The sequence below is a fragment of the Leptospira saintgironsiae genome (assembly GCF_002811765.1).
Lineage (GTDB): Bacteria > Spirochaetota > Leptospiria > Leptospirales > Leptospiraceae > Leptospira_B > Leptospira_B saintgironsiae.
The window spans coordinates 1,018,302-1,042,037 of record NZ_NPDR01000001.1; the positions used below are offsets into that span (position 1 = coordinate 1,018,302).

General features: G+C 39.2%; 25 protein-coding genes. 18 read left to right on the forward strand and 7 right to left on the reverse strand.

What is annotated here, in order from left to right; all coding sequences use genetic code 11:
• The first annotated feature begins 12 nt into the window (after positions 1–12).
• The 3 genes from CH362_RS04760 to CH362_RS04770 all read left to right on the forward strand — a co-directional run bounded on the left by CH362_RS04760 (position 13) and on the right by CH362_RS04770 (position 3,570).
• The gene (locus CH362_RS04760; protein ID WP_100709161.1) at positions 13–351 is read left to right on the forward strand and encodes a DUF1292 domain-containing protein; all 339 of its coding nucleotides are present in this window, start codon (positions 13–15) and stop codon (positions 349–351) included.
• Between the two features lie 93 nt (positions 352–444).
• Positions 445–1,932: a potassium/proton antiporter gene (locus CH362_RS04765; protein ID WP_244280468.1), complete on the forward strand. Its 1,488-nt coding sequence runs from the start codon at positions 445–447 to the stop codon at positions 1,930–1,932.
• A 12-nt stretch (positions 1,933–1,944) separates the two neighbouring features.
• Complete coding sequence (locus tag CH362_RS04770) at positions 1,945–3,570, forward strand: hypothetical protein (protein WP_100709163.1); 1,626 nt, start codon at positions 1,945–1,947, stop codon at positions 3,568–3,570.
• Positions 3,571–3,601: 31 nt separating this feature from the next.
• On the opposite strand, the gene CH362_RS04775 is transcribed toward CH362_RS04770, so the two are convergent.
• On the reverse strand, positions 3,602–4,333 hold the full coding sequence (locus tag CH362_RS04775; RefSeq protein WP_100709164.1) for a motility protein A: 732 nt from the start codon (positions 4,331–4,333) through the stop codon (positions 3,602–3,604).
• Positions 4,334–4,626: 293 nt separating this feature from the next.
• On the opposite strand from CH362_RS04775, the gene CH362_RS04780 reads away from it, so the two are divergent.
• The 8 genes from CH362_RS04780 (at position 4,627) to CH362_RS04815 (ending at position 12,336) form a co-directional block, all read left to right on the forward strand.
• Complete coding sequence (locus CH362_RS04780; RefSeq protein ID WP_100709165.1) at positions 4,627–6,171, forward strand: cellulose synthase family protein; 1,545 nt, start codon at positions 4,627–4,629, stop codon at positions 6,169–6,171.
• A 91-nt stretch (positions 6,172–6,262) separates the two neighbouring features.
• Positions 6,263–6,544 (forward strand): hypothetical protein, encoded by a 282-nt coding sequence (locus CH362_RS04785; protein ID WP_010414765.1) that lies wholly within the window; start codon positions 6,263–6,265, stop codon positions 6,542–6,544.
• A 7-nt stretch (positions 6,545–6,551) separates the two neighbouring features.
• Positions 6,552–7,703, forward strand: a complete 1,152-nt coding sequence (locus CH362_RS04790; RefSeq protein ID WP_100709166.1) for a 4Fe-4S dicluster domain-containing protein — start codon at positions 6,552–6,554, stop codon at positions 7,701–7,703.
• The gene (locus tag CH362_RS04795) at positions 7,693–8,577 is read left to right on the forward strand and encodes a hypothetical protein (protein ID WP_100709167.1); all 885 of its coding nucleotides are present in this window, start codon (positions 7,693–7,695) and stop codon (positions 8,575–8,577) included. The genes CH362_RS04790 and CH362_RS04795 overlap by 11 nt, the downstream gene beginning before the upstream one ends.
• Entirely contained in the window at positions 8,574–9,029 is a 456-nt protein-coding gene (locus tag CH362_RS04800; RefSeq protein ID WP_100709168.1) for a PTS sugar transporter subunit IIA, read from the forward strand. The genes CH362_RS04795 and CH362_RS04800 overlap by 4 nt, the downstream gene beginning before the upstream one ends.
• Before the next feature lie 12 nt (positions 9,030–9,041).
• Positions 9,042–9,944 carry an ABC transporter permease subunit gene (locus CH362_RS04805; RefSeq protein WP_100709169.1) on the forward strand — a complete coding sequence of 301 codons (903 nt, stop codon included), beginning with the start codon at positions 9,042–9,044 and terminating at the stop codon, positions 9,942–9,944.
• On the forward strand, positions 9,941–10,711 hold the full coding sequence (locus CH362_RS04810; protein ID WP_100709170.1) for an ABC transporter permease: 771 nt from the start codon (positions 9,941–9,943) through the stop codon (positions 10,709–10,711). The genes CH362_RS04805 and CH362_RS04810 overlap by 4 nt, the downstream gene beginning before the upstream one ends.
• Complete coding sequence (locus CH362_RS04815; protein WP_100709171.1) at positions 10,708–12,336, forward strand: PEGA domain-containing protein; 1,629 nt, start codon at positions 10,708–10,710, stop codon at positions 12,334–12,336. The genes CH362_RS04810 and CH362_RS04815 overlap by 4 nt, the downstream gene beginning before the upstream one ends.
• On the opposite strand, the gene CH362_RS04820 is transcribed toward CH362_RS04815, so the two are convergent.
• Both CH362_RS04820 and aroE read right to left on the reverse strand, forming a co-directional pair.
• Positions 12,320–13,531: a glutamate ligase domain-containing protein gene (locus CH362_RS04820; RefSeq protein ID WP_100709172.1), complete on the reverse strand. Its 1,212-nt coding sequence runs from the start codon at positions 13,529–13,531 to the stop codon at positions 12,320–12,322. The two genes, CH362_RS04815 and CH362_RS04820, sit on opposite strands and share 17 nt — an antisense overlap.
• Before the next feature lie 21 nt (positions 13,532–13,552).
• Positions 13,553–14,419 (reverse strand): shikimate dehydrogenase, encoded by an 867-nt coding sequence (aroE, locus tag CH362_RS04825; RefSeq protein ID WP_100709173.1) that lies wholly within the window; start codon positions 14,417–14,419, stop codon positions 13,553–13,555.
• Positions 14,420–14,486: 67 nt separating this feature from the next.
• Here aroE and CH362_RS04830 point away from each other — a divergent pair, with 67 nt between their 5' ends.
• On the forward strand, positions 14,487–14,879 hold the full coding sequence (locus tag CH362_RS04830) for a hypothetical protein (protein WP_036090145.1): 393 nt from the start codon (positions 14,487–14,489) through the stop codon (positions 14,877–14,879).
• Between the two features lie 47 nt (positions 14,880–14,926).
• On the opposite strand, the gene CH362_RS04835 is transcribed toward CH362_RS04830, so the two are convergent.
• Both CH362_RS04835 and CH362_RS04840 read right to left on the reverse strand, forming a co-directional pair.
• The gene (locus tag CH362_RS04835) at positions 14,927–15,697 is read right to left on the reverse strand and encodes a glycosyltransferase family 2 protein (RefSeq protein WP_165780226.1); all 771 of its coding nucleotides are present in this window, start codon (positions 15,695–15,697) and stop codon (positions 14,927–14,929) included.
• On the reverse strand, positions 15,694–16,386 hold the full coding sequence (locus CH362_RS04840) for an ATP-binding protein (RefSeq protein ID WP_100709175.1): 693 nt from the start codon (positions 16,384–16,386) through the stop codon (positions 15,694–15,696). The genes CH362_RS04835 and CH362_RS04840 overlap by 4 nt, the downstream gene beginning before the upstream one ends.
• A gap of 26 nt (positions 16,387–16,412) precedes the next feature.
• Between CH362_RS04840 and CH362_RS04845 the strand changes: the two genes are divergently transcribed.
• The 6 genes from CH362_RS04845 (at position 16,413) to CH362_RS04870 (ending at position 22,779) form a co-directional block, all read left to right on the forward strand.
• Positions 16,413–17,768 (forward strand): amidohydrolase family protein, encoded by a 1,356-nt coding sequence (locus CH362_RS04845; RefSeq protein WP_100709176.1) that lies wholly within the window; start codon positions 16,413–16,415, stop codon positions 17,766–17,768.
• A complete protein-coding gene (locus CH362_RS04850) occupies positions 17,765–18,916 on the forward strand; it encodes a S1 RNA-binding domain-containing protein (protein WP_100709177.1) in 1,152 nt (383 codons plus the stop codon). The genes CH362_RS04845 and CH362_RS04850 overlap by 4 nt, the downstream gene beginning before the upstream one ends.
• Positions 18,917–19,378, forward strand: a complete 462-nt coding sequence (locus CH362_RS04855) for a tRNA (cytidine(34)-2'-O)-methyltransferase (RefSeq protein ID WP_100709178.1) — start codon at positions 18,917–18,919, stop codon at positions 19,376–19,378. It abuts the gene before it with no gap.
• Between the two features lie 73 nt (positions 19,379–19,451).
• Positions 19,452–20,117: an ATP-binding protein gene (locus CH362_RS04860; RefSeq protein WP_100709279.1), complete on the forward strand. Its 666-nt coding sequence runs from the start codon at positions 19,452–19,454 to the stop codon at positions 20,115–20,117.
• Positions 20,118–20,176: 59 nt separating this feature from the next.
• The gene (gene uvrB / locus CH362_RS04865; RefSeq protein ID WP_100709179.1) at positions 20,177–22,174 is read left to right on the forward strand and encodes an excinuclease ABC subunit UvrB; all 1,998 of its coding nucleotides are present in this window, start codon (positions 20,177–20,179) and stop codon (positions 22,172–22,174) included.
• Positions 22,171–22,779, forward strand: coding sequence for a rhomboid family intramembrane serine protease (locus tag CH362_RS04870; protein WP_100709180.1), 609 nt, complete (start codon positions 22,171–22,173; stop codon positions 22,777–22,779). The genes uvrB and CH362_RS04870 overlap by 4 nt, the downstream gene beginning before the upstream one ends.
• A gap of 11 nt (positions 22,780–22,790) precedes the next feature.
• On the opposite strand, the gene cutA is transcribed toward CH362_RS04870, so the two are convergent.
• Both cutA and CH362_RS04880 read right to left on the reverse strand, forming a co-directional pair.
• The gene (cutA, locus tag CH362_RS04875) at positions 22,791–23,123 is read right to left on the reverse strand and encodes a divalent-cation tolerance protein CutA (protein ID WP_100709181.1); all 333 of its coding nucleotides are present in this window, start codon (positions 23,121–23,123) and stop codon (positions 22,791–22,793) included.
• A 69-nt stretch (positions 23,124–23,192) separates the two neighbouring features.
• Positions 23,193–23,669 carry an LIC_10730 family protein gene (locus CH362_RS04880; RefSeq protein WP_100709280.1) on the reverse strand — a complete coding sequence of 159 codons (477 nt, stop codon included), beginning with the start codon at positions 23,667–23,669 and terminating at the stop codon, positions 23,193–23,195.
• Positions 23,670–23,736: the final 67 nt, after the last annotated feature.

Genomic DNA, 23,736 nt, shown 5'->3' on the forward strand with positions numbered 1-23,736 from the left:
GAAAGACTCAAGGTGCTAGAATCTTACGATAAGGAAACCGAATCCACAGAGCATGAGGAGCTAGGTGACGAACTTCTTCACTTGCTGGATGAGGATGGAAATCCATATTCTTTTATTGTGGGAGAAGTAGTCGAGTTAGACGAGCATCAATATTTTTTACTCATACCTTCCTCCGAAGACGAAACTGATTTTATCAATTTGGATGTAGGATTTTTGAAGGGAGAAGAAAGTTTCGGATATTTTGCTGTGAAGATAGAAGCAGATGAATTCGGAGAGGATAGATTGGTAGAAGTCACTGACTCCAGAGAATTGGAAGATTTATTGTACGAATTGAACTCTGACGTAGTCTAATGGGTCCTATGGTTTTGATTTTTGTTTAGAAAATAGTTTTTTTCACACAAAAAAAGAAATCGCATAATTTTCAAAGGATTAGAATCTATCGTAGTGGAATTGAACTCTCTTAACTTCGAGTTTCAAATTTTAGCTCTTTCGAGCCTCATCATCCTAAGCATAGGCCTATTGCGCGTTTCCACAAAATTTGGAATTCCCTCTCTACTTATATTCTTAACGATCGGAATGTTGGCAGGTTCCGACGGCATTCTAAAGATCTGGTTTAATGACGCAGATCTGACTCGTAAGGTCGGTTCTATCGCATTAGCATTTATCTTATTCTCCGGAGGTCTAGAGACAGACTGGGTCAAGGTAAAACCTATACTTGGTAAAGGTATTTCTCTCGGAACCTTAGGAGTACTTCTCACCTGCTTGTTCGTGGCAGTATTCGCAATTTTTGTAATGGGTTTTGATCCTATTATCGGATTTCTTTTAGGTGCGATCGTATCTTCTACTGATGCTGCTGCAGTGTTTAATGTTCTCAGAACTAGTAATATAGGTATGAGAAAAGGACTCACTTCTCTTTTAGAATTGGAGTCAGGAAGTAACGATCCACTTGCGGTTTTATTGACCACTTCTGTTTTAGGTTTTGTTGGATCTACTTCTCCTTCTTGGGACACTTTAGCTTGGACTATCTTCCAGCAATTCAGTTTAGGAATTATCTTAGGTCTACTTTTAGGATATTGGATCTATAGAGGTATGAACCGGATCAAACTAGATTACGAAGGTTTGTATCCGGTATTACTTTCAGCTTCTGTTTTATTTGTATATGCTGCAACTGATTTGATCGGAGGAAACCCGTTCTTAGCAGTGTATATAGCAGGGATTATCATAGGAAATCGATCCTTCGTCCACAAACGAAGTAATGTTCGTTTTATGGATGGGATTGCATGGTTGATGCAGATCGTGATGTTCCTCACCTTAGGACTTCTGGTATTCCCATCTAAAATTCCTTCCGTCGCCGCGTTAGGAATAGCGTTTTCAGTTTTCCTAACAGTGATTGCGAGACCTGCAGCGGTGTTTTTGGCTCTTACCGGATTTAATGTAGATTGGAGAGAAAAACTTTTAGTTTCCTGGGTGGGATTAAGAGGTGCTGCACCGATTATTCTCGCAACATTTCCTTTTGCAAAACAACTCCCAGAGTCGGAGATGATCTTTCATATAGTGTTCTTTACTGTATTAACTTCTTTACTATTGCAAGGATCTACCATCCCATTTGCAGTTCGGATTTTAGGACTTGAGGCAGCTTTGGAACAAAGAGCTTCTTATCCATTTGAATTCGAAAACAAGGACAAGAGCGATACTCAACTTTTGGAATATATTGTTCCCTATGGCTCTGCTTCTGTGGGTAAGTTCGTTTACGAATTGGATTTCCCTGAAAACTCTTTGATCACTTTGATTTACAGAGGAGATTCTCATTTGGTTCCAACTGGTAAAACCAAAATGGAAGATGGAGATGTTCTTTTGGTTTTAACTCCTGAAGGTGCAGAGGGTAAGATCCGAGAAATTCTTTCAAGAATGGGAGAGAAAAAGGAAGCCTAGCTTCTTAATAAGATGGATCGTTTTGATTGGAAGAAGGTTGTTCGATCGAACTATTTCGAACTAACCTTAGTTCTTTTTATCTTCTCTTATTTCTCTTACCAAAACGCTTGGCTAAGCGACGATTCATTTATTAGCTTTAGAGTTTTAGATCATTTCGTAAATGGTTTTGGTTTGCGTTGGAATATCGCAGAACGTGTGCAGGCATTTACAAATCCACTTTTGGTCCTTGTACTCTCTCCTTTTTATTATCTATATCAGAATATAGTGTTCTGGTCTTTTTTCAGTTCATTTGTTTGGGGACTTTCTGCATTTTATTTTTTAAAGAAGATCTCTGTTTCTAAAGTTTCATTTTGGCTGGGATTTGGATTTCTTTTATCTTCCAGATCTTTTGTAGATTATTCCTATTCAGGTTTGGAAAATTCTCTGAATTATCTAATCGAAGCAATCTTCTTCTTTTTATATTTTAAAAAAGAAGAAGGGACCGATTCCAAATTACCGGGCCTGGTCCTTCTTGCCGGTCTTGGTCTGGTTTCCAGGATCGATTTTATCCTGATCTTTATCATTCCACTTTTGATCACTTTTGCACAGGATTGGAAGAAAGGTAAAATTAATATTTCTTTAAGTTCTAAAATTGCTCTTTGTGGTTTACCTTCAGTTCTTTGGTTTCTATTTTCTGCTCTGTATTACGGATCTCTTCTGCCAAATACATATTATTCCAAAACAAATGTAGAAGATTCCTTTATCCAGATACTTTCGCAGGGTTTGCAGTATTACATTTTTGAATTGAAGTGGGACTCTATCGTATTCGCATTTCTTCCGATCGTTGTGATTCTCCGTGCGGTTTTACGAAAGGATTCGAGTTCTATTTTAATATCTTTGGCCTTTTCTTTACCATACATGATGTATATTCTCTTTGTTGGTGGAGACTTTATGGCAGGAAGATTTTTTACGTATGTGATTTTTCTTTTCGGTATCGCGTTGGCCCGTCTGGAAAATGTAGAGAAAAAAGAGATCTATATCTTGGGATCTGCATTAATTCTTTATAATATTATTCTACCGTCTACTCCTATCCACTCTATCAAACAACAGGCGAAACAAAATCCTTGGATTTTGGGAAAAGGGGAAATTGCAGACGAGAAACTTTGGTATTATCCCGGCACTGGGCTCGCTTGGTATAGTAAAAAGGATTCTCTTCTTTCTAATATTTCGAATAAAAAACCTTTCTTCCCCCCGACCGACCAAAAAGTCTTTATTAAATATAATACAGGTGTGATTGGTTTTTTTCTGCCGGATCAGTATATTATCGATATAGTTGCCTTAGGAGATCCGCTACTTTCTAGAATACAAGGAAAGGGCAGGGTGGGTCATAAGATCAGACATATACCTTCAGGATATTTTGAATCTGTAGAATCCGGAGAGAATAAGATCCAAGATCCAAAGCTCAAGGAATATTATGATTCTTTGAACTTATTAACAAGAGGGGAAATATTCGACTCCAGGAGATTGCGTTTGTTTTGGAAGTTTCAATTCGGTTCTCTTCGGAAATACAAAGAGCCTTATTTAATAGATGAGCTGCGAGAAAATAGAATGTGGAAAGAAGAGAATCGCAAGAAGAACGACGGAATTAATTCGATATAGGGCGAAACCTCGCCCTAAAATGTAGGATCTCCTACAAAAATGGCGCCATTCTCTCTACAAGGATCCTTCTGTTATCTCCAGTTTGTAGAGAAATGATTCCTCGGATGATTGCCTGTCTTCTTCTGTCTCTGGAAAATGCCCAAGTCCTAAGTCTATTCGCTAATGGAAAATACGCTAAGTTGGCAAACGCAATCCCGTAGAAAGTTGCGATAAATGCAGTAGCGATCCCTTCTCCCAGAGCTCTTGTTCCAGCTCCTAAGTTTTCTAATACGCTTACGAGTCCCATCACAGTTCCGATGATCCCGATCGTAGGAGAAAATCCTCCTGCGGTTTCTAAAATTTTTGCGGAGCGAGTTTCTTTATTCTCCAGACCTTCTGCTGCTTCGAATAAAATTTCTTCGACCGCTCTTGGATCTGTTCCATCTACAATGAGTTGGATCCCTTTTCTTAGGAATGCATCAGGCACAGCAGCAAGTTGGTCTTCCAACGATAATAGTCCGTTCTTTCTGGCCTTCTCCGCGAAATCCAAGAATACATCTGAGAGGGAAAATTCTCTTTTAGGAAAAAGTGACTCTCTTAAGTGAATGATCAGATTTGCGAATTCTTCTGGAGTATAACTTGCGAATGTAGCGCCCGCAGTTCCCCCCAGGATCAATACAAGTGCGGATAGTTTTAGAAAGGAGAGAAAATGCGCTTCTTCCAATAAGATTGCTAATAATACCGAAGCAAATGCCGCAATTAAACCTAAGATGGCCGAACGCATGGGAGCAAATTAGGTAGATTATGTCATGGAGACAAGCGTTTTCAAAAAAATAGAGGACGGTTCGTCCCATCCCCTCTACAAGAAAGTGAAAATTCGCAGTGGATTGGCTTTAACCAGGGAGGTTAAAGGTCCATCCGTTTTAGAATATCGGATTTCAAAGTTCGGACCTTAGGGTTTTCACCCGTTTTTTCCGGAATGGGACCCAATTTAATTCCAGGGAGAAAAATATGCGTTTGAATGTTGCGCTGCAAAATACATTGACTTTTTAGGTATTTCCAAAATTTTTGTCCCAAATGCTCACTGTAGTCACCGTTCTGTTTTTGGGAATTTACGCCCTCGATATTCTAGGATTATTTTTCTTTGGAATTCATACATATATCATGGTGTATCTGTACAAAAAGTACAACGCCAATTGTGATACAGACCCGAGCAGAAACCTTTCTCTGGACGATCCAAGTCTTCCAATAGTCACTGTCCAACTTCCTATTTTTAACGAGTTTTACGTAGTAGATCGTTTGATCGACTCCACAATCGCATTAAAATATCCTAAAGATAAATTAGAGATCCAAGTTCTGGATGATTCTACTGATGAGACCATCCAAAAAGCTGCTTCCTTAGTGGCAAAATACAAGGCACAAGGTTTCGATATCCATCACCTTCACAGAACCAATCGTGTCGGTCATAAAGCAGGCGCTTTGGACGAAGGGATGAGAGTTTCTAAAGGTGATTATATCGCTATTTTTGATGCGGACTTCATGCCGGATCCTGATTTCCTTCTTAAAACCATGGCTTACTTTGATGATCCTCAGATCGGAATGGTGCAGGCACGTTGGGGTCATATCAACGCAGATTATAATATTCTAACCAAAGCGCAAAGTTTCGGGATCGACGGTCACTTCATGATCGAGCAAGTCGCAAGAAACGGTTCCAAACTTTGGATGAACTTCAACGGTACTGCAGGTACTTGGAGAAAGAAAACTATCGAGGATGCTGGCGGTTGGGAGCATGATACTCTTACTGAAGACTTCGATCTTTCTTACCGTGCAGAATTAAGAGGTTGGAAGTTCCGTTATTTTAAAGATGTGGTATGCCCTGCAGAAATTCCTGCGATGATGTCTGCATACAAATCCCAACAGTTCCGTTGGTGTAAAGGTTCTATCCAGACTGCAGTGAAACTTCTTCCTCGTATCTGGAAAGCAGACCTACCTTGGAAAACCAAGGCTGAGGCTGTGACTCACTTGATCAATTATTCTGTTCACCCACTCATGATTGTGAACATTCTATTCAGCGCTCCATTATTATTGATGGAATACTGGTCAGGTTTCAGTTTCTACGATCTTCCGTTAGAAGTATTATCAGGAACTGCAGCGGTCCTTTCTATCGGATCAGTTGGACCTTTATTCTTCTACGCATATTCACAGAAGACATTATACAAAGATTGGAAAAAGAGATTAGTTTATCTTCCTATTCTGATCATGATTGGAACTGGGATCGCGATCGTAAACACCAGAGCTTGGCTCGAGGCTGTTTTAGGGATCCAATCTTCCTTCAAAAGAACTCCTAAATTGAGAATCGAAAGCAACTCTGACTCTCTGAAAGAAAGGCTGAAATATACCGTTCCTTTGGACTTCCATGTAGTTCTTGAGTTCCTATTGGGTTGTTATTGTGTATTCTCCGTTGTGCTATCTTTCTTAGTGGGACGTCCTTATATCGTGGGCTTCCTATTGATCTATGGGATCGGTTTCTTCTTCGTAGCTTTTAAATCTTTCCAAGAATTTACCTGGAAATACAAAGAAGCAAGGAACGCGACTCAGGAAGAGATCCCTCAGGAAGCCTGACACAGCTTCCGCCACACAAAAGGCGAGAAACGGGTTGACTCCCTGTCCCCTCGCCTAAATCTGTCAAATACCCCAGGAAACAGGATAACCGATGAGTGAGAAAGTCTATTGCGCCAACTGCCTGCATTGTGTAACCGTCAGACAGTATGAATCCGAGGCGGACAAATACATCCTCCGGGTCAAATGTACCAAGAAAAAATGGTCCAAACGTTCCGGCGAAGAGAAGTTATACAAATACTTCACAGTGGCTCGCCGTATGCAGACTGATTGCGAATTCTACGAGCCGATGGGAGAAATCCTTCCTTATATCAAAAATTTGAAGAAAGAACTTCCCATTAAAGACGAAATCTATATGGTGAAGTCGCCTAACTAAAAGGGCATTGTTCTCCAAACCGTTCCTCCTCCAACCCAGGACCGTAAAAGAAACGGGAAATCGCAAAACGGTCCTGGATGAACCCTACACCCTCTTCCCGGATAAAGACGCCTTATTACTTAAGGATTTTCCAGTCCGGGTAAGTGTAGGAGATCCTCTTTACAAACAATCCTCTGGTTCAGTTCTCTCTCCTGTAAACGGGATCGCCTCATTAGAACATAGCGAAGAAGGATCTAAAATCCGAATAGTCCAAGACGGCAACTTCATTGGTTCTAAACCTTGGATACCTAAAACCCTCAAAAAAGAAGAAGTACTCGAACCAATGGATAGACTTGGTTTGGTTAGTCTGGATTTTCCGGAACATTCTCTTTTATCTTATTTTAAATCCAGACAGAAAACATCTCTTATCATCTTAGCTCCATTTACAAGAACGCAAGATGTGGATTATCTTCCTGAGTTAAGAAAGAACTCAGAATGCCATATTCGCTTTTTAGAAGTTTTAAAATCTCTTTTTCCAGAAGCTCAGATCAAAGATTATATTTTCGGTCTGAAATCTCCTGTTAAAAATTATGCTTATCCTTGGGGAATTCCTGAATATTTCGTTTCTCAAACAGAAAAATTGCCTTTTTCTAAAATTAAAGAAATATTATACTTAGGTCCTGAAACATTATATAATCTTTATAGAGCTTTATTTGCTGATTTTCCTTTTATAGAAAGAGAGATTGCTCTTTATTTTTTAGGGAAGAATGGCGGGCTTAGAAAGGCGGATTCAACTGTTCGTATCCGTAACGGACAAAGTTTAAAGTTTTTATTCGAAGAATACGGTCCTAAGTATTCCAACTTTACTCTAAATTCCTTTTATGAAAAAAATCCGGTTCGAGATATCAAAAAGGGATTCTATTGGGATATCAGGCAGAATTATTCATTAGTCTTTTTGACCAAACATGATCCTCAGAGAAGAGAATTCCCTTGTGTAGAATGTGGGGAATGTTCTTATAATTGTCCTACCCAAGCAAATCCAATGGCTTTGGTTTCCAGCTTTGGCAATTTTAATTCTTCACTTTGTATGGAATGTGGTATCTGTACATTTCTTTGTCCTTCAACCATTTCTTTAAGGAATCAGATCAGAACTTGGAAAGAGGCGAATCATGGCTTTTAGTTATGTTCTCTCTACCCAAAACGGTTTTTTCAGAAGAAAGGACCTTCTTCTTCCTGATATCCTTTTTGCGATTTTAGCAATTGGCCTTTTGATTTTAGGCTCAGGTGGATCGTATTATCCAATTATTCCTGCAGGTTTTGGGATTTTATTTGGAGCGGCCGCTTACTTTCTTCTTACCGGTGGGAAGTCCTACCCATTATATTGGGTGAATCATGCATTGAGTTTTGCTCTTCTTCTTCCAAGAGATTCAAGATATGCATTACATGCTATTCTTGCTTTAGGAATTGGACTAGGGCTTTGGTGGGTTTTAGAGCAGAGATTTAAGATCCGATTTCCTTTGGCTCTGTTGCAATTTTTACTTTTTCTAATATTCTATTTTTTGCCTGGGATAGATAGCTGGGCTTCAGAACCTTCTTCTGTGTTTAGAGGATCTTCTTATCCTGATATATATACTCCGGGTTTTTTCACAGAAGGTAACTTGCCCGGATCTAGATACTCTTCTTTGGAAGCATGTGGTGGATTCGGAGTAATTTTAGCAGTACCTTTACTATTAAGAAGTAGTTTGGCTCTTTTATTACCTTTAGGATTTTCTATCCTTCTCTCCGTTTGGATCCATATCGCTAAAATTCCAGGTTGGGAAACAGTTTCTGGTCCGGTGTGGCTAGGAACTTTCTCCTTCATAGTACTTCTAAATTTACCGGGAAGAAATACAGGCTCACTTTTGCCTCTTTCTTTTTTGAGTTTGGCGCCTCTTGGGTTGGCAATTTTTTTCCTTCCCCCGGTATTTGTTCCTACATTCCTGTGGGTCTCATCGTTTTTTTTCATTGAATCCATCCTGATTCGTATTTTCCTAGGAGATAGGACAGAGGCATGAACCAGCTCCTTGCTTTACTTAAGCCAGAGACTGTAATTTTTGAAATAGAAGGTTCTTCTAAGGAAGAAGTGATTAATCAACTTCTCCAAAAGGCCGTCGACTCTACGCTAATCGATAGAGACGATAGGGATCTTGTGTACGAATCTCTTATGGCGAGAGAAAAATCCATGTCTACTGGTATCGGCAGTGGGGTAGCAATCCCGCATTGTTCGGTCAATCTGGTGGATGAACTTAAATGTGTGATGGGTCTTTCTCGAAAGGGAATCGATTTTGATGCTATCGACCATCTTCCCGTTCATATTTTTATTCTTCTAATCGTTCCTAAATCCAAATTCCAAGAACATATCAAAACTCTGGCTCAGATCGCAAAGACCCTCAATGTAAAAGAGGATCGCGAAAAACTGATCCTTTCCAAAAATTTCGAAGAGATCCGGAAAGCTTTCTCCGCGTGAGAGGGTGAGAGTTTGTTAGAAGAAGCGAAACGCTTTTTGATCTTTGCGGTTTTTCTTTCCGCGATTTCAGTATTTTTCTCCCAACTCAGATCTCTAAATAAGGAATTTTTAGAGGCAGATTCTGGGATCCAAGTTCAGGATTCCTTAGTTAAATCGACTAACACTGGTTTTGCGGAAGAATATTTTCAGTTTTGGAAAGGACTGGTCAGTTTTGATCTAGGAGAAACTGAATCTGGAGATCCTGTACTTTCTCATATTCTCTCCAGATTTTGGCCAACATTACATTTGGCAGGATTTGCAGTTTTAACAGGCACATTCTTTTCTGTTTTTTTGGCCTTGGTTTCTCTTCTTCCTCGTTTTGGCTTTGTAGGAGAAGTTTTCGGATTTATCAGCCAACTTATCGTATCTACTCCAGTATTCGTAGTTTCTGTTTTTCTGTTAGTATTTTTTTTTCTGATACTGGGCTGGCTTCCTCCTGGTGGGTACGAACCTGGGAATACGGCTTATGTGATCCTGCCTGGAATTGCATTGGGATCTAGAGTATTCGCTAGACTTTTTATTTTTGCTCATCAATTGGCGGGCACAGAAAAAAAATCTGCTTATACAAATGTTCTAAAAGCGAGAGGATATTCAGAAAATAGAATATTATTCCGACATATTCTACTCAAAGTTTCTCCTGTGCTTCTAATCTTGATCTTGTTAGACTTAAGCTCTTTACTTTCAGGAGCAATCGTAGTCGAGGAGATTTTCTTTTTTCCCGGGATTGGAAAATCCATGTATCATGCGATTAGAACCATGGATTCAGCGTTACTTTCTGCACTTTTGTTTTATAGTGGGATAGTGTTTTATATCCTGACTAGAGTTTCTGAAAGAGTAAGAGACAGTCTTTTAGGTTGGGAGGCGGGCGCCGCTTGAAAACTCTAAACCTGCTTCGTTACGGCACAATTTCCCTATATCTAGTTTTAGTTATATTCGGAATATTATTCAAAGCCGCTCCTACAGAATTGAACTTAAAGGAATCCTTTCTTCCTCCTTCTTTTGATTTTCCATTCGGTAAAGATAGATTGGGAAGAGATGTGTTCTCCATGTTTGCATATGGAAGTTTAGCCACTTTCTTATTTGCATTTCCTGCGAGAGTCCTTACATTAGCAGTAGCTTCTTTGATCGGATTGGTATCTTATACCAGCCCATTCTTTAAGAAGAATATATTCTCTCCCTTGTCTTCTGTGTTTGTTTCTCTACCTTCTTTACTTTTAGCTCTACTTGTAGTTCAGGTTTTTGGAGCAGGGCCTATCCCTTTATTCTTAGCAATCGTGCTTGGAGATTGGGCACAGGCTTATGAAACGGTTCGAGCTAAAATAGACGAGGTAAGTACAAGCGGATATGCGCTAGCTGCTTCTTGTTTTGGAGCGAGTAAGTCTTATGTTTTTCGGGCACATCTTCTTCCTCAGGCATTTCAAATATTGAGAGTACTTTTATTTACGGGACTTCCAGCTGTTGTGATGACTCTTGCAATATTCGGATTTTTAGGAATTTCTGCAGGCGGAGAAGTATTTGGTCCAGGTCTTGGAGAACAAATTGCGTTTTCTAAAGATTATGCGCAAAATGCTCCTTGGTCTTTAGTGTTTCCTACACTAGGGATTTTAGGTTTAGTAATGACTGTAGGAGGAAAACGTTCTTGAAACTGTTATTCTTCCGAAAGGTATTCGCTTTTATTTTACTGATCTGTTTGTCCCCTTTATTCGTTGGAACTCCAACTTATGCGATAGATGAGTATTATCGCCTTCCCGAATATTCTTCTGCTGAGAAGATACGGTTCGAGAAGGAAAGAAAACTTTGTATTTTTCCACTTAGGAATTTATCCGGAGATACTTCTTTGGATTTTTATTCTTCAGGATATGCTTCTGTTCTATATTCTGGTTTAAAATCTTTAGTTCAGATCTATGACGAATCTTTAATCCCTAAATCTATCCAACATCCTTTTGGTCCAAATCCGTCTGAAGTTAAACCGAATTTAAGAGAAGGGGAATGGGATTACAAAGGTCTTGAAAAATTAAAGAAAGAAGAACTTTCTTTAAACGTTTCGAGGGATCCTAGATATCTAACTTTAAAAGTTCAGCCTTACGAAGCAGAAACTGCTCCTGATGAGGGTTTTCTGATCCCAATCTCCAGAAAATACGACTGTTTTTACTCTACTTACGGCGAATTTGAGAAGAAGGGAGAAGAAATCCGAATTAATATCCGGCTGAGATCTTCTAAAGACGGATCTAAAAAAGAATTCTCTCATAAAACTAGTGTTAGGCGATCTTACCAAGAATTAAATCCAGTTATTGAAGAAATTCGCAAAACACTTTTAGGAAAACATACTAAAGCACTTTCTGTCAAAACTGGGAACCAATACGATTCGCTTGTATTTTTAGATGGGAATTATATAGGTAAAACTCCTTTAAAAAGAAATGATGTTCTTTCTGGGATACACGATATCCGCATCACTAAAAACGGATATTCTGAATGGATCGGCCAAGTGGACTTAAGAGAGTCTGCTAAAGATCTGGATATTACATTAGAAAAAGATAAAAAAGAAGGTTTTCTCTCTGCAGATTCTGATCCTCAAGGCGCCAAAGTATATTTAGGTTCAGAATATTTAGGAATTACTCCTCTCGTAAAAGTTCCTGTCAAGGTAGGTTGGAACAGATTGAGATTCGTTTTAGCTGATCATGTAGATCAATTCAAAGGAGTTGAGATCAAAAAAGGAGAAGTTTCCGAGATCAAGGCTAAATTCAAAGAAGGAGAATCTGTTTCTTATTATAGGAACAAAAAGTATTTATTTTTAGATCATACCTACGATGACTTCGCGATCTATTCACTTTACGGAAGTTTATTCTTTTATGCAGGATACTATTATTTCAATTTAAGAGCTGACCAAGCTTTAGAAAATGCAAGGCCTATGGTTCAGATTACAAATTTTGCAGCTCTTCAAGAATTGCAACAATCCTCTCCTAATACCCAAACATTTGCTCTTTCTTATTTTTATCAGGAAAGTATCTATAATGATGCTAAGAACAAGTCTGATTATTTCAGATCTATCTCCGGAAGATTCGGAAAACACCAAGGCATTCATGGTGGACTCATGTTGTACGGGATCGGTACGATGCTTTTATTATCTGCGACGTTTTATGCTCTTGGATTAGATTCTGAAACCTTAGAAGTAGGAGTGGCTCCAGTGAAAACAATGCCTACATTCGTAAGAGGTATAGAAGGACAGTATGAAACAGAGTCTTACGCAAAATTTAATATGAGATTTTGATATAAGAATACAATCTAAAACTTCCAAGTACTAATATGCCTTCTTCCTTATCTGAAGGTTTTAGTATTTCTGAAAGTTTTTCTGGAAGTATCGAGAAGGGCCCATATCCTTCTGGAAGTTTGAATTCTTTTGAATCTAAAAAATACAAATTTGAGTTTTGGGTTTTTGTATAATCCAAAAGTTTTTCCGCCATTGACTCTCCTTCTTTGTCCGGTAAAAATCCAGCTAAGATAGAGAATCTTTTTCCTGGAAATGCAGATTGCAAAGAAGCAAGAGTGACTCTGATTGCATCTGGATTATGAGCCGGATCAAATACGACAAATGGAGAATTGGATATAATTTCTAATCTACCAGGTGGCCTGGGGAGAGGTTTTGTAATTGCTTTTTCCGTTCTTTCGATCCCGATTTTGTTTTTTGAAATGATCTCTTCTAATCTATGTACAATAAATTTTACGTATTCTTGGTTATGATCTAAATAAGATCTTCCTTCCGGTAAGGAAGGATAAAGATATAGTTCTAATTTTTTTTCGGAACAAAATTCTTTCAGTATTTTTAAGAGAGAAGGTTCCGGTTCTAACGCAAATACTATCTTAGTTCTTTCGGAAACTATTCCTAACTTCTCCTTTAGGATTGCATCTTTTGTATTTCCTAAAACAGCCTTATGATCTTCTCCGATAGCGCATACTACAAGTACGTCAGAGTCAGCCAGTTTCGTGGCATCTAATCTTCCTCCGAGACCTGCCTCATATACTTGGACTGCAATATCCTTTTTTTCGAATAAAACGAAAGAGCCTAAAGTAAACCATTCAAACCAAGATAAAAAGGAAAGTTCCTCTGAATTGCCATCAGTAAACAGTATATTAGAAATCTCTTTTAGATCTTCTTCGGTTATCGGGTCAAAATTCGGGCTGAGGCGGATCCTTTCTTTTGGATCGAATAAATGGGGAGAAGTATATAAACCTGTTTTATATCCTAGATTGGAAAAACTTCCCGCTAAAAAGTGAGAAACGGAGCCTTTTCCGTTTGTACCTACCACTGAGATCCTAAGTCTTTCTTTTTTTCGATTTCTCCAGCCATGTGAATCGACAAGATTACGGAATGGATCCAGAGAATAATCCCCAAATACATTAAAATTCCTGGTCTTCTCTAAATTGGTTAATTTGGATCCGAATTCTAAAAAATCTGGGTTAGACATTTATAATTTTCTAATACTTTTTCAGGTATATCCGAGGGCTTTTAATAGTCGATATCTTCCTTTTTCTATTAGCTCAGGACTTAAGCTCACACCTGTGAATAATCTAAATTGTTCTACTGCTTGGTAGAGAAGCATTTCTGTCCCAGGTACAATATTCGCACCCTTCTTCTTAGCCCCTAAAACCAAGGGAGTTTCCAATGGGTTATAAACTATATCGAATACAACTTGTCCTTCTGTAAAACAAGACTCTGGAATAGCTGGTCCTGGATCTTTTCCTTTCATTCCGAGAGGAGTTGTATGAATGACCAGAGAATATTCTGAAAAATTCTTTTGAACTTCGTTTAGATCCGAGGATTGGATCTTTGCGGAAGAAATATTAGAGAGTAGTCCAATTAATTCTTCGGAGGTTTTGGAATTTCTTGCTGCGATAGTAAGATCTTTCACACCAGCTTCTTTCAATAATGTGAAAGAAATTCCGCGAGCGCTTCCTCCACTTCCGATCAATAGAACTTTTCCTTTTAAACTTTCAGGAAATGATTCTTGGATAGATCGAACTGCACCGATTCCGTCCGTATTATACGCGCTAATCGATCCGTTCTCAAAAACTAAAGTGTTACTTGCTTTAACTGTTTGGGAAGTCTGGTCTGTTTTGTCTGCGAGAAGGAACGCAGATTCCTTATGAGGAATTGTGACTGATAAACCTCTGACTCCGAACTTGGACAAAGAAAGAAGTTCCTTTTTTTCCAAAGTTTCCACTGGAAAAACCAAATATCCGCAGTCCAGACTCAGGTCTTCATACCATGAGCTATGTAGTAAGGGTGATAAGGTATGAGATAAGGGCTGGCCTACGATTCCGAAGTATTTTGAGCTGTCTCGAAAGATTTTCAATGGGTTCCGCTTCTTTTTTACTAAAATTCTCGACTTTATCCGAAAACCCGGAAAACCTGTAATGCAGATGGGAATCCTGGCCTCGCTCAACGATTTTCTCCCTTTACTCGGCACTCAACCCTTTTTAGTTTTAGCTTCTTCTTCGGGTTGGTGGACGACATTCACGGATATACTGTTTGTTCTGTCTATTAGTGGTGGATTAGCCTGGTATTTTTATTATTATAAAAGAAAGGATCTTTTAGGTGGTTACTGGGTGGCGTTTTTAGTCGCTATTCTGGGATCTCTGATCATTCTTTCTATCTTCCAAGACCTGATCCGAGAAGTGGTGTATTGGTTAATCTCACCAAAGATCGGAATCTACCAGGTTGCAAATGTGAATTTGATCGCGGTTTTGTTGGGCGGATACTCAATGCTCTATATTATGAACCGTATCAATCATAATAAAGAACGCAGAGACTAAATCTAAACTTTCTCGAATGCTTCCGGGGTTTATCTCGGGAGCAAAACTTATTTCTTCTTTTGTTTTTCCGCCAAAGTCATTTCGAATACTTTTGCGTATTTTAGAAAATTATAATAGAAGCCCATAATTGCGAGGATCAGTCCTCTTCTTCCGTCCAAAAATCCTAATCTTACAAAATACATCCAAAAGGATTTATATCCCGCTTCTAATAGAGCTAAGATTAAACCGCTACGTTTTCCTTTTCCGAATTTTTCAGTAGCAGCAAGTTCAGAGTATCGATTGATAAAGCTAACATGATCGAATAGATTTTCGTAAGAATAATGGAATACAGGATGTTTTAACTTTTTCCTTTTTCCGGATAATTCCACTGCTTCATGGACCTTTCCGCCCACAAATTTGCCTTTGGAGCTTAAGAATAATCTGGCTCTATAATTTGGATACCAGCCCCCGTGTCGGATCCATTTCCCCATGTACATTGTAAGCCTTGGGATTATAAATCCGTCTTCTTCCGGTTCTCCATTCTTGAATAAACTTTTGATCTCTTCTTTTAGGCCTGGAGAAAGTTCTTCGTCTGCATCCAGAGTGAGTATCCAAGGATTTACGGCTAAAGAGATTACATGGTTTTTTTGAGAAACGTAATCATCAAACTTTCGGAGAACTACCTTGGCTCCCTTTTGTTTTGCGATACTTTCGGTTCTATCTTTAGAACCGGAATCTAAAACTATGATCTCGTTTACGAAATCTAGAGAAGATAGACATCTTTCGATATTATCTTCTTCGTTTAATGTGATGATACAGGCTGAGATTGGTAACATCAAGCGCGGGAAAAATCCTGGTCTCTTACGGATTTAAAATTAGACGAAAGAGGAACTTCCAATCTGGCGATGGTTACGTCTTTGCGGATGATGATCCTGAAAAAAGAAGGATCGATACCTTCTCCTTTTAGCATGATTAATATAAGTGCAAGTCCCAATCCGGCTCCTTCCGTATTGTCAGCGTTATCTAAATAGAATTGAGCAATGTCTCCGTACTGCATTCCTTTTTCTAATTTTTCGCGGAGGGATTTTTCTTCTTCTATGGTGACTGGAGTATTGTTTGTGACTTCTACCCGAATTCCGTCCATGGAATAATCGAATGAGATCAGACAGAAATATCCCTTCTTTTTGGATTTGTTTCCGTATTCTTCCGCCATACTTTCGGAGAATAATTGCTTATATTCGGAGACTCCTTTTTTGTACTGGATCGGATTTTCTATATCGTATCCTTTTTCCTCGAAGAATATCCTTTTTTGATTTGCCTTGCAGGCGTTGATCGATAATTCTTTTACGATAGTGTAAATCGTTGGAACAAGGGTGGGATAAGTGACTTTATCCAAGATAAGCTCGATCGCTTGTTGGATATGTTCCTCTACCGATCTGGTGATCCGATGGGTCTTTAAAGAGAGGATTCTTCCGTCCTCCACCGTAAGCCGGATATTGTCTGATATATCCCGGATTTCCTGACCCATTAACCTTGAACTTTTCGGAACTCGATTTGTTTGTCAAGAGACTCATTCTAATAGCTTTAAAAAAGGTCCGTTCTAATTCGGTCCGAATTTTGCCGAAATTCTTCCCTTATTTTTTAGGGTGCCTTCTTTTTTCTTGGAACATCCATGCGGATTCCTGGTCTTGGAGCGGGGCTTATCTCATCCAACCGGAAACTTTGGAATATTCTGGGCCAGTTCAGATCCAAGTGAAAGACGGTTTGGTGGAGAAAATATCTTCTTCTCCCACGTCTAAGGAACCTCTGTTCATTTTGCCGGGATTCTGTGATTCTCATGTAACCTTGGGAGCAAATTCTCTAGGAGGTTGGAAAGAACGTTCAGAATTAGAATCCGATCTGAAACAATTTCTGCTACATGGGTTCACTCATATCCAAAGTATTGCAGATCCTCCTTGGGCTTCTGAACTTTCTGAGATCAGAAAAAAGAATTCTCAGTATCCTAGGATCTCTGTTCTTCCACCTGTTTTACTTGCAGAGTCCAAAGAAATTTCTGCATCCAAAGTTTCCGGTTATAAAATCCTAAAATCACCTGAAGACGCGATGTCTTCTCTTTCTGGCAAAAGAGGAAAGATCCATTTATTCTTAAGGCATAACGAAGGTGAAACTTTCGAAGTAGATGGAAAACTTTTATATAGAATGAGAAGTGAAGCGGAGAAGAATGGTTTAGAATTATCAGTTTCCACTTTCGGAGAAGAATTTGCAAACTGGGAAGCATTGTCTTCCGAAACGAAGGTGTTGTATCATCCTATTCCGGAAACTTCTTCCATTCGTCCCGTTGCTCATAATTTGGTGAAACAGATTTGGGCACCACTTTTCGGGATCTATTTTACTAGAAAAGGAATAGGAACTTCTTCCTTTGCAGAAGAATGGGAAAAATGGACCCAATGGAGTCCTACTTTTAAAGAAAGAGCACTGTCTAAAGAAGTGTTATCTACTTTGCCTGCACTTTCCGAATCGGAAAGAGAAGAAGCGGAGAAAGAATACGAATCCTATCTTGCTTTCTTGAGGGCCCGCAAGAATCTGACCTTAAGGATCTTACTCGGTTCGGGTGCGGGTCACCAATTACAGTTTCCTGGGATTTCCGGCTGGAAGGAACTGAGAATTTTATCTGAACTTCTGGGACCCAAAGAAGCATTGAGAGCGGCAACCGAAACCACCTGCCAATATTTGGGAGCGGCTCATGAGGGGAAGATCCGAGTAGGAAAACCGGCTCATCTTTTGATTTTTAGAGAAGACCCTCTTCAAAATTGGGATAAACTAAAAACATTAAGAACGGTTGTGACGGAGAGAGTGAAAACCGAGATCTCTTCTCCTGAAAAAAAGAAAACAGAGAGGCGGAGACGATGAACGAAGATCAAAAAGAACTGTTTCAAAAATTACTGGACGAAAGTTTCAGGAAAAAAGCGGCCTTAGAGCCTGGAGCAAAAGTTTCTGCGTTAGTCACTAGTTCTAAATCGGATTATGTTTTTATAAAGATCCAAGGAGCAGGTCTCTCCGGGATTATCGCCGCAGACGAATTTACAGAAGCTCCTCCCAAACAGGGAGAAACTATCGAGGCATATTTTTTCCAGGAATCTTCCGGGGACCAATACTTCACCACTTGTTTGAATGGGGATACAATCTCCAAAGATATGGTATCAGTAGCTCATACTGCTGAGATCCCAGTTTTAGGTCATATCGTAGGGGAGAATGATGCTGGCGTAGAAGTTAAGTTAGGCGAACAAACAGGCTTTTGTCCATTCTCACAATTAGATCCTGAGTTGAAAAAACAAAACAACGGAGTAGGCAAAAGGGTTCGCTTCCTTATTTCAGAAGTAGGAAGTAAAGGGAAGATCATCGTTTCCCAAAAGAAAATCGCAGATAAAGAAAGAGAGGCTAAAATTTCAGTTCTAAAAGGAGAATTGAAGCCCGGAATGTTTGTCACCTGTAAGGTCAAATCAGTTCACACTTTCGGATTGATCGTAGAAGCTGACGGACTTACTGCACTTGTTCCTGCTTCCGAGGCAACTTTTAAAAAGGGAGCAGATCTTGCGAAAGATTTCCATCCTGGACAAGTTCTGAGAGCAAAAGTTTTAAAATTAGATTGGGAAGAAGGAAAGCACAGTTTTACTGTTAAAGATTTTCTAAAAGATCCTTGGGCCCAAAATGTTCCATTCAAAGAAGGTGATTTGGTCACGGGAACTGTAGAAAGTGTAAAACCTTTCGGAGTATTCGTAAAATTGAATGAACAATTCTCCGGACTGGTTCCTAATAGAGAAACTGGATTACAAAATCGTACACCAGCCGCTCAACATTTCAAGATGGGGGATTCAGTTTCCGCTTTTGTAACAGAAGTGAATATAGGCAAAAGACAGATCTCTCTTTCTCTTGTGAAAGCAAAAGAAGTTCAGGAAAGATTGGATTATAGTGGATATCTTTCTGAAGAAACTTCTTCTACTGGATCTTTTGGTGCGATTCTTGCGAAATCCTTAAATAAAGGACAGAAAAAAGGATAAATGGCTCTCCGGATCGCATTGTATCGACCGGAGATACCTCCCAATACGGGAAATATCGCCCGACTATGCGTCGCTTTAGGAGCGGAGTTGCATATCGTAGGAGAACCTGCCTTCGAGTTATCTGAAAAAGCAGCAAGAAGAGCAGGTTTAGATTATTGGGATAAACTAAAATTGACCCTTCATCCAAGTTGGGATGCTTTCTCAAAAACTTTGGACATTAATTCCAAATTATATTTAATCTCTACCAAGGGAAAAGTTTCTTATACAACTCCTCAGTACGGGGAGAACGACGTATTTTTGTTCGGAAATGAAACATCAGGATTGCCTCAGGAAATTTTTCAATCTGAAATTCCTAATGGAATCCTTAGAATCCCAATGGAAGAAGATTGCAGATGTTTAAATTTGAGTAACGCAGTCGCGGTAATTGCATACGAAGCATTGCGCCAAATTCGTCGTTGGTGACTCGGAAACTGTCTTCCGAAAAAAATCGGATTTACACCCCTCGAAAAAACCAGTCCTATGGAAAAATATGGGAATGTCCTTTTCCCTAGGAGAGATAGAAGCCCGAATTCGGGAACTCCTAGCAAACGGTTTAACAGGTAACTCCCAGGATTTCCATGCGTGGATCCGTATGGACACTCTTCGAAAATTCAGAGAAGAGCCTTCTTTCTCACCCGATTGGGTTCCCAATACTCTAGATGCACTTGTTACATCTGGAGAAGCAGCAAAAAGTAAATTAGATCCGAGAGAATATACTCTCTCTGTAGAATCAACTCTACGCAAAAAAACTTCCAAAAACGAAGAATACCTTCTTCTTGGCCGCACCGAATTCCAACCAATGCAGTATGTTAGAAGCAGAATGGAATCTTTCCTAAGAGCTAACGGAATCGACGAGGATCTGATCGTGGACCTAACTATCGGTTCCATCGAAGCAGTGGAAAATGCAGTCAAATATGGTGACGGCGGAAATGTAGAAGTTGCCTATACAATCGAAAAAAGTGGAATTTTTAAGATCCGACTGGTGAACAACCTGAGAGAATTGAATATCGAAGAAGATATAGAAAGAGGAAAATTTTCTTCCACAGCCACTCTAATGAGAGGGATGATGGTAATGCAAAAATTATTCGATAAAATGGATCTGGAAATCTTAGAGGATAAAAGACAGGCCTTATTTATGGCCGAAAAAATCCTTCCGAAGTAAATTCCGCAGTTTTTTAAGTTTTACACTTCTTCGATTTTCGGGTCTTTCTTGCTAAGAGTATGTCTTCGATTTTTAAAATTCATTCCAACTACAAGGCAGCCGGGGACCAAGTCCAAGCTATAGAAAAGATAGGCCAAGCATTTCACAAGGGAGAAGATAAGGTCACCCTAGTGGGTGTGACTGGCTCCGGTAAAACATTCACCATGGCCCAGGTGATAGCGAATATGGGACTTCCAACCTTGGTTCTCTCACATAATAAAACTTTGGCGGCGCAGTTGTTCCGAGAGTTTAAGGAGTTTTTCCCGGAGAATGCTGTGGAATACTTCGTTTCTTATTATGATTACTACCAACCTGAGGCTTACGTACCTTCTTCAGATACTTTTATAGAAAAAGATATGTCGATGAACGAAGAGATAGATAAGCTCAGACTCAGGGCAACTTCTTCTTTATTGGAAAGGGACGATGTAGTGATCGTTAGTTCTGTTTCTTGTATTTATGGTTTAGGATCTCCGGAAGAATATGTGAACTCTGTAGTCGCATTACAAAAGGGAGATATCATAGATAGAGATCAGGTAATTCGCAAACTTCTTCATATACAATATAATCGTAATGATACAGATTTCTCCCGCGGGAATTTCAGAGTTAGGGGGGATTCTATCGAAGTTTATCCCGCATACCATACAGATGCTTTTCGGATCGAATTTTTCGGAGATGAGGTGGATTCAATTTCAAGAATTCATCCGGTCACCGCTCAAGTAATCGCAAAACAGGAAAAATGTTTTATCTATCCCGCAAAACACTTCATCATGTCTCCTCCTTTGATCAAGGATGCAGTTAAAAGAATTAAAGATGAGATGGTTGAACAAGAGATCAAGTTCACCAAAGAGAATAAATTTTTAGAAGCACAACGTATCGTATCCAGAACAAATTACGATATGGAAATGCTCCAAGAGATGGGCTACTGTAACGGGATCGAAAATTATTCTCGTCATCTTACAGGAAGAAAAGAAGGAGAAAGACCTGCCTGTCTCATCGATTACTTCCGCGGAGATTTTTTACTTATAGTGGACGAGTCTCACGTTACAATTCCTCAGGTTGGTGGAATGTATGCAGGAGATAAAGCCCGGAAACAAACTCTGGTTGATTTCGGATTCAGATTACCTTCTGCTCTTGATAATAGACCTTTGAACTTTGCAGAATTTGAATCCTTAACTCCCAAAACTCTTTATGTATCTGCAACGCCTGCTGAATACGAATTAGAGAAGAGTAAATCAAGAGTGGAACAGATCATTCGTCCAACAGGACTTTTAGATCCGAATGTAGAAGTTCGTCCTACCAAAAATCAAGTAGAAGATCTTTTAGTAGAGATCCGAAAGAGAATAGATCTGGGTGAAAGAGTTTTAGTTACCACTTTGACCAAGAAGATGTCGGAAGACCTCTCTGATTATTATAAAGAACTAGGACTCAAAGTCTCTTATCTACATTCCGAGATAGAAACATTAGAAAGGATAGAAATTATCCGGGATTTGAGAAAGGGAATTTATGATGTTTTAATAGGGATCAATCTTCTGAGAGAAGGTTTGGATATCCCGGAAGTTTCTCTCGTTGCTATTCTAGATGCAGATAAAGAAGGGTTTTTAAGAAATTATAAATCCTTAATACAAACAATCGGTCGGGCTGCTAGGAATATCAACGGAACTGCAATATTATACGCGGATAAGATGACAGATTCTATGACGAGAGCCATAGAAGAGACCAAAAGAAGAAGAACGATCCAGGAAGAACATAATCTGAAATATAGGATCTCTCCTCAAACGATCAAAAAGGAAATTGCCGATATGATCGAAAGAACAGAGAAAGAATTGGCTCCTGAAGAATACGCAGCAGAAGAGATCAATAAAAAGTTCAGAGAGAAAAACTTCTCCTCTAAAGAAGAAATGAAAGAGAAGATCAGAGAAGAAATGTTAAAAGCAGCCAAGGAATTGGATTTCGAAAGAGCAGCGCTTCTCAGAGATAAAATGCTTACTATCAAAGTGAATCCCACAGAGGAAAAATGAGATTAGATATTACACTTATCACTATACTAGTCACGGGAGCCATAAGCTTTTACACATTATATGTGGATCAGAATCTTTTAGACAAACTGATCCTCAGACCTTTCAGGGATTCTAAAGAAGGGAATTATTATACCTTAGCCACCAGCGGATTTGTTCACGCGGATTTTACTCATCTATTGTTTAATATGCTGACTCTTTATTTTTTCGGAAGGCATGTTGATATGGTGCTTGGACCCTTGGGATTTATGGGGCTGTATTTAGCGAGTATCCTGATTGCGAATCTAGTATCTTTTCAGAAAAATAAAACAGATGCGAATTATGCGAGTCTTGGAGCTTCCGGTGGGACTTCAGGGATCGTATTTGCTTCTATCTTATTTTATCCCTATTCTAAAATTTTCTTTTTCTTTATACCGATTCCGATACCAGGACCTATATACGCGATCCTGTATTTAGCGTATTCTTATTATGCTTCTAAAAACAGGCAGGACGGGATTAATCACGATGCACACTTTTATGGAGCTTTAACTGGACTTGCGGTTGCAATCTTAGTACAACCGCTTTCATTGATTGCGTTTGTCCAATATGTGCTGGGTGCGTTTATATAAGAGCGAGAGGATTAGCCTCCTTTTGCGATTTTGTCCTTTATAAAAGTCTTAAACTTATCTGAACCGAAACTAACATCCATTTTGATAATCTCCGGAGCGAGATAAGGATGTTTTTTCATAATAAATTCTTCAATCGCTGCATACTTGTCTGCTTTTGCTTTTAGAAGGATTTTGTTTTCAGAATCGATTGTGAGCTTTCCTTCCCATTGGTATAAAAGAGCTACTTCCGGAAAAATGGTGCCGCTTACGATAATACCAAGTTGGAGCATTTCTGCGATATACTCTTCTGCTAGATCGCGATCTGCCAGAGTGGTGAAGACTAAAATTTCTTGAGATGAAGACATGGTTCCTCCGAGAAAAAGGAGGATAAGAAGTATTCATTCTTTGTCCAGTCTTTCTTTGGAAAGATTGGATCAGTATCTGGGAGCGTTCGGATCCGAATAATTTCCTTTGCCAGAGTTAGGCATCGAACCTCTTGAGCTAGAAGGATTATAATTATCGCAAAGATTGCTGCATCTTGCGATACAATCTTCTCTCTTGCGATCCACAGTGACTGCAGTAAAAACAGTTTCTACCCTAGGGATTGGATATTGGGTCCAACATTGGCTCTTGCAGTTTCCATATTTAGCAGCACAATTCTTGGCGGTGTTTTGATCCGAACCAGCAGAGATCATCATATCAAAAAGTTCCTGCTCTTCTCTGGTTTTGAATTCTCCCTTTTTGCCTCTTTTGGACAATTCCTGTTTGCTTAGGTTGGCATCTTCTGCTTCCGGAAAATCCTCTACTGAGCCTTTTCCTTTAATCTTACCTGATTCGTTGGAACTCCAATCCACTGCGAAAAAGCAGTTTAGAATAAAGAAGAATAGTAATATTCCGAATTTAATTTTCATCAGATTTCTAAAAACTAAACCTTTGGGATTAGAATTAGCCAAATATTTTCGTCGTTTAACAAATAAA

Excerpts from the sequence above, each read along its gene's own strand:
- CH362_RS04780 (WP_100709165.1), top strand. The coding sequence starts at position 4,627 with ATGCTCACTGTAGTCACCGTTCTGTTTTTGGGAATTTACGCCCTCGAT.
- CH362_RS04870 (WP_100709180.1), top strand. The coding sequence starts at position 22,171 with ATGAGATTAGATATTACACTTATCACTATACTAGTCACGGGAGCCATA.
- CH362_RS04855 (WP_100709178.1), top strand. The coding sequence starts at position 18,917 with ATGGCTCTCCGGATCGCATTGTATCGACCGGAGATACCTCCCAATACG.
- CH362_RS04770 (WP_100709163.1), top strand. The coding sequence starts at position 1,945 with ATGGATCGTTTTGATTGGAAGAAGGTTGTTCGATCGAACTATTTCGAA.
- CH362_RS04800 (WP_100709168.1), top strand. The coding sequence starts at position 8,574 with ATGAACCAGCTCCTTGCTTTACTTAAGCCAGAGACTGTAATTTTTGAA.
- CH362_RS04775 (WP_100709164.1), bottom strand. The coding sequence starts at position 4,333 with ATGCGTTCGGCCATCTTAGGTTTAATTGCGGCATTTGCTTCGGTATTA.
- CH362_RS04785 (WP_010414765.1), top strand. The coding sequence starts at position 6,263 with ATGAGTGAGAAAGTCTATTGCGCCAACTGCCTGCATTGTGTAACCGTC.
- CH362_RS04830 (WP_036090145.1), top strand. The coding sequence starts at position 14,487 with ATGGGAATCCTGGCCTCGCTCAACGATTTTCTCCCTTTACTCGGCACT.
- cutA (WP_100709181.1), bottom strand. The coding sequence starts at position 23,123 with ATGTCTTCATCTCAAGAAATTTTAGTCTTCACCACTCTGGCAGATCGC.
- uvrB (WP_100709179.1), top strand. The coding sequence starts at position 20,177 with ATGTCTTCGATTTTTAAAATTCATTCCAACTACAAGGCAGCCGGGGAC.
- CH362_RS04880 (WP_100709280.1), bottom strand. The coding sequence starts at position 23,669 with ATGAAAATTAAATTCGGAATATTACTATTCTTCTTTATTCTAAACTGC.
- CH362_RS04850 (WP_100709177.1), top strand. The coding sequence starts at position 17,765 with ATGAACGAAGATCAAAAAGAACTGTTTCAAAAATTACTGGACGAAAGT.
- CH362_RS04820 (WP_100709172.1), bottom strand. The coding sequence starts at position 13,531 with ATGTCTAACCCAGATTTTTTAGAATTCGGATCCAAATTAACCAATTTA.
- CH362_RS04860 (WP_100709279.1), top strand. The coding sequence starts at position 19,452 with ATGTCCTTTTCCCTAGGAGAGATAGAAGCCCGAATTCGGGAACTCCTA.
- CH362_RS04840 (WP_100709175.1), bottom strand. The coding sequence starts at position 16,386 with ATGGGTCAGGAAATCCGGGATATATCAGACAATATCCGGCTTACGGTG.
- CH362_RS04795 (WP_100709167.1), top strand. The coding sequence starts at position 7,693 with ATGGCTTTTAGTTATGTTCTCTCTACCCAAAACGGTTTTTTCAGAAGA.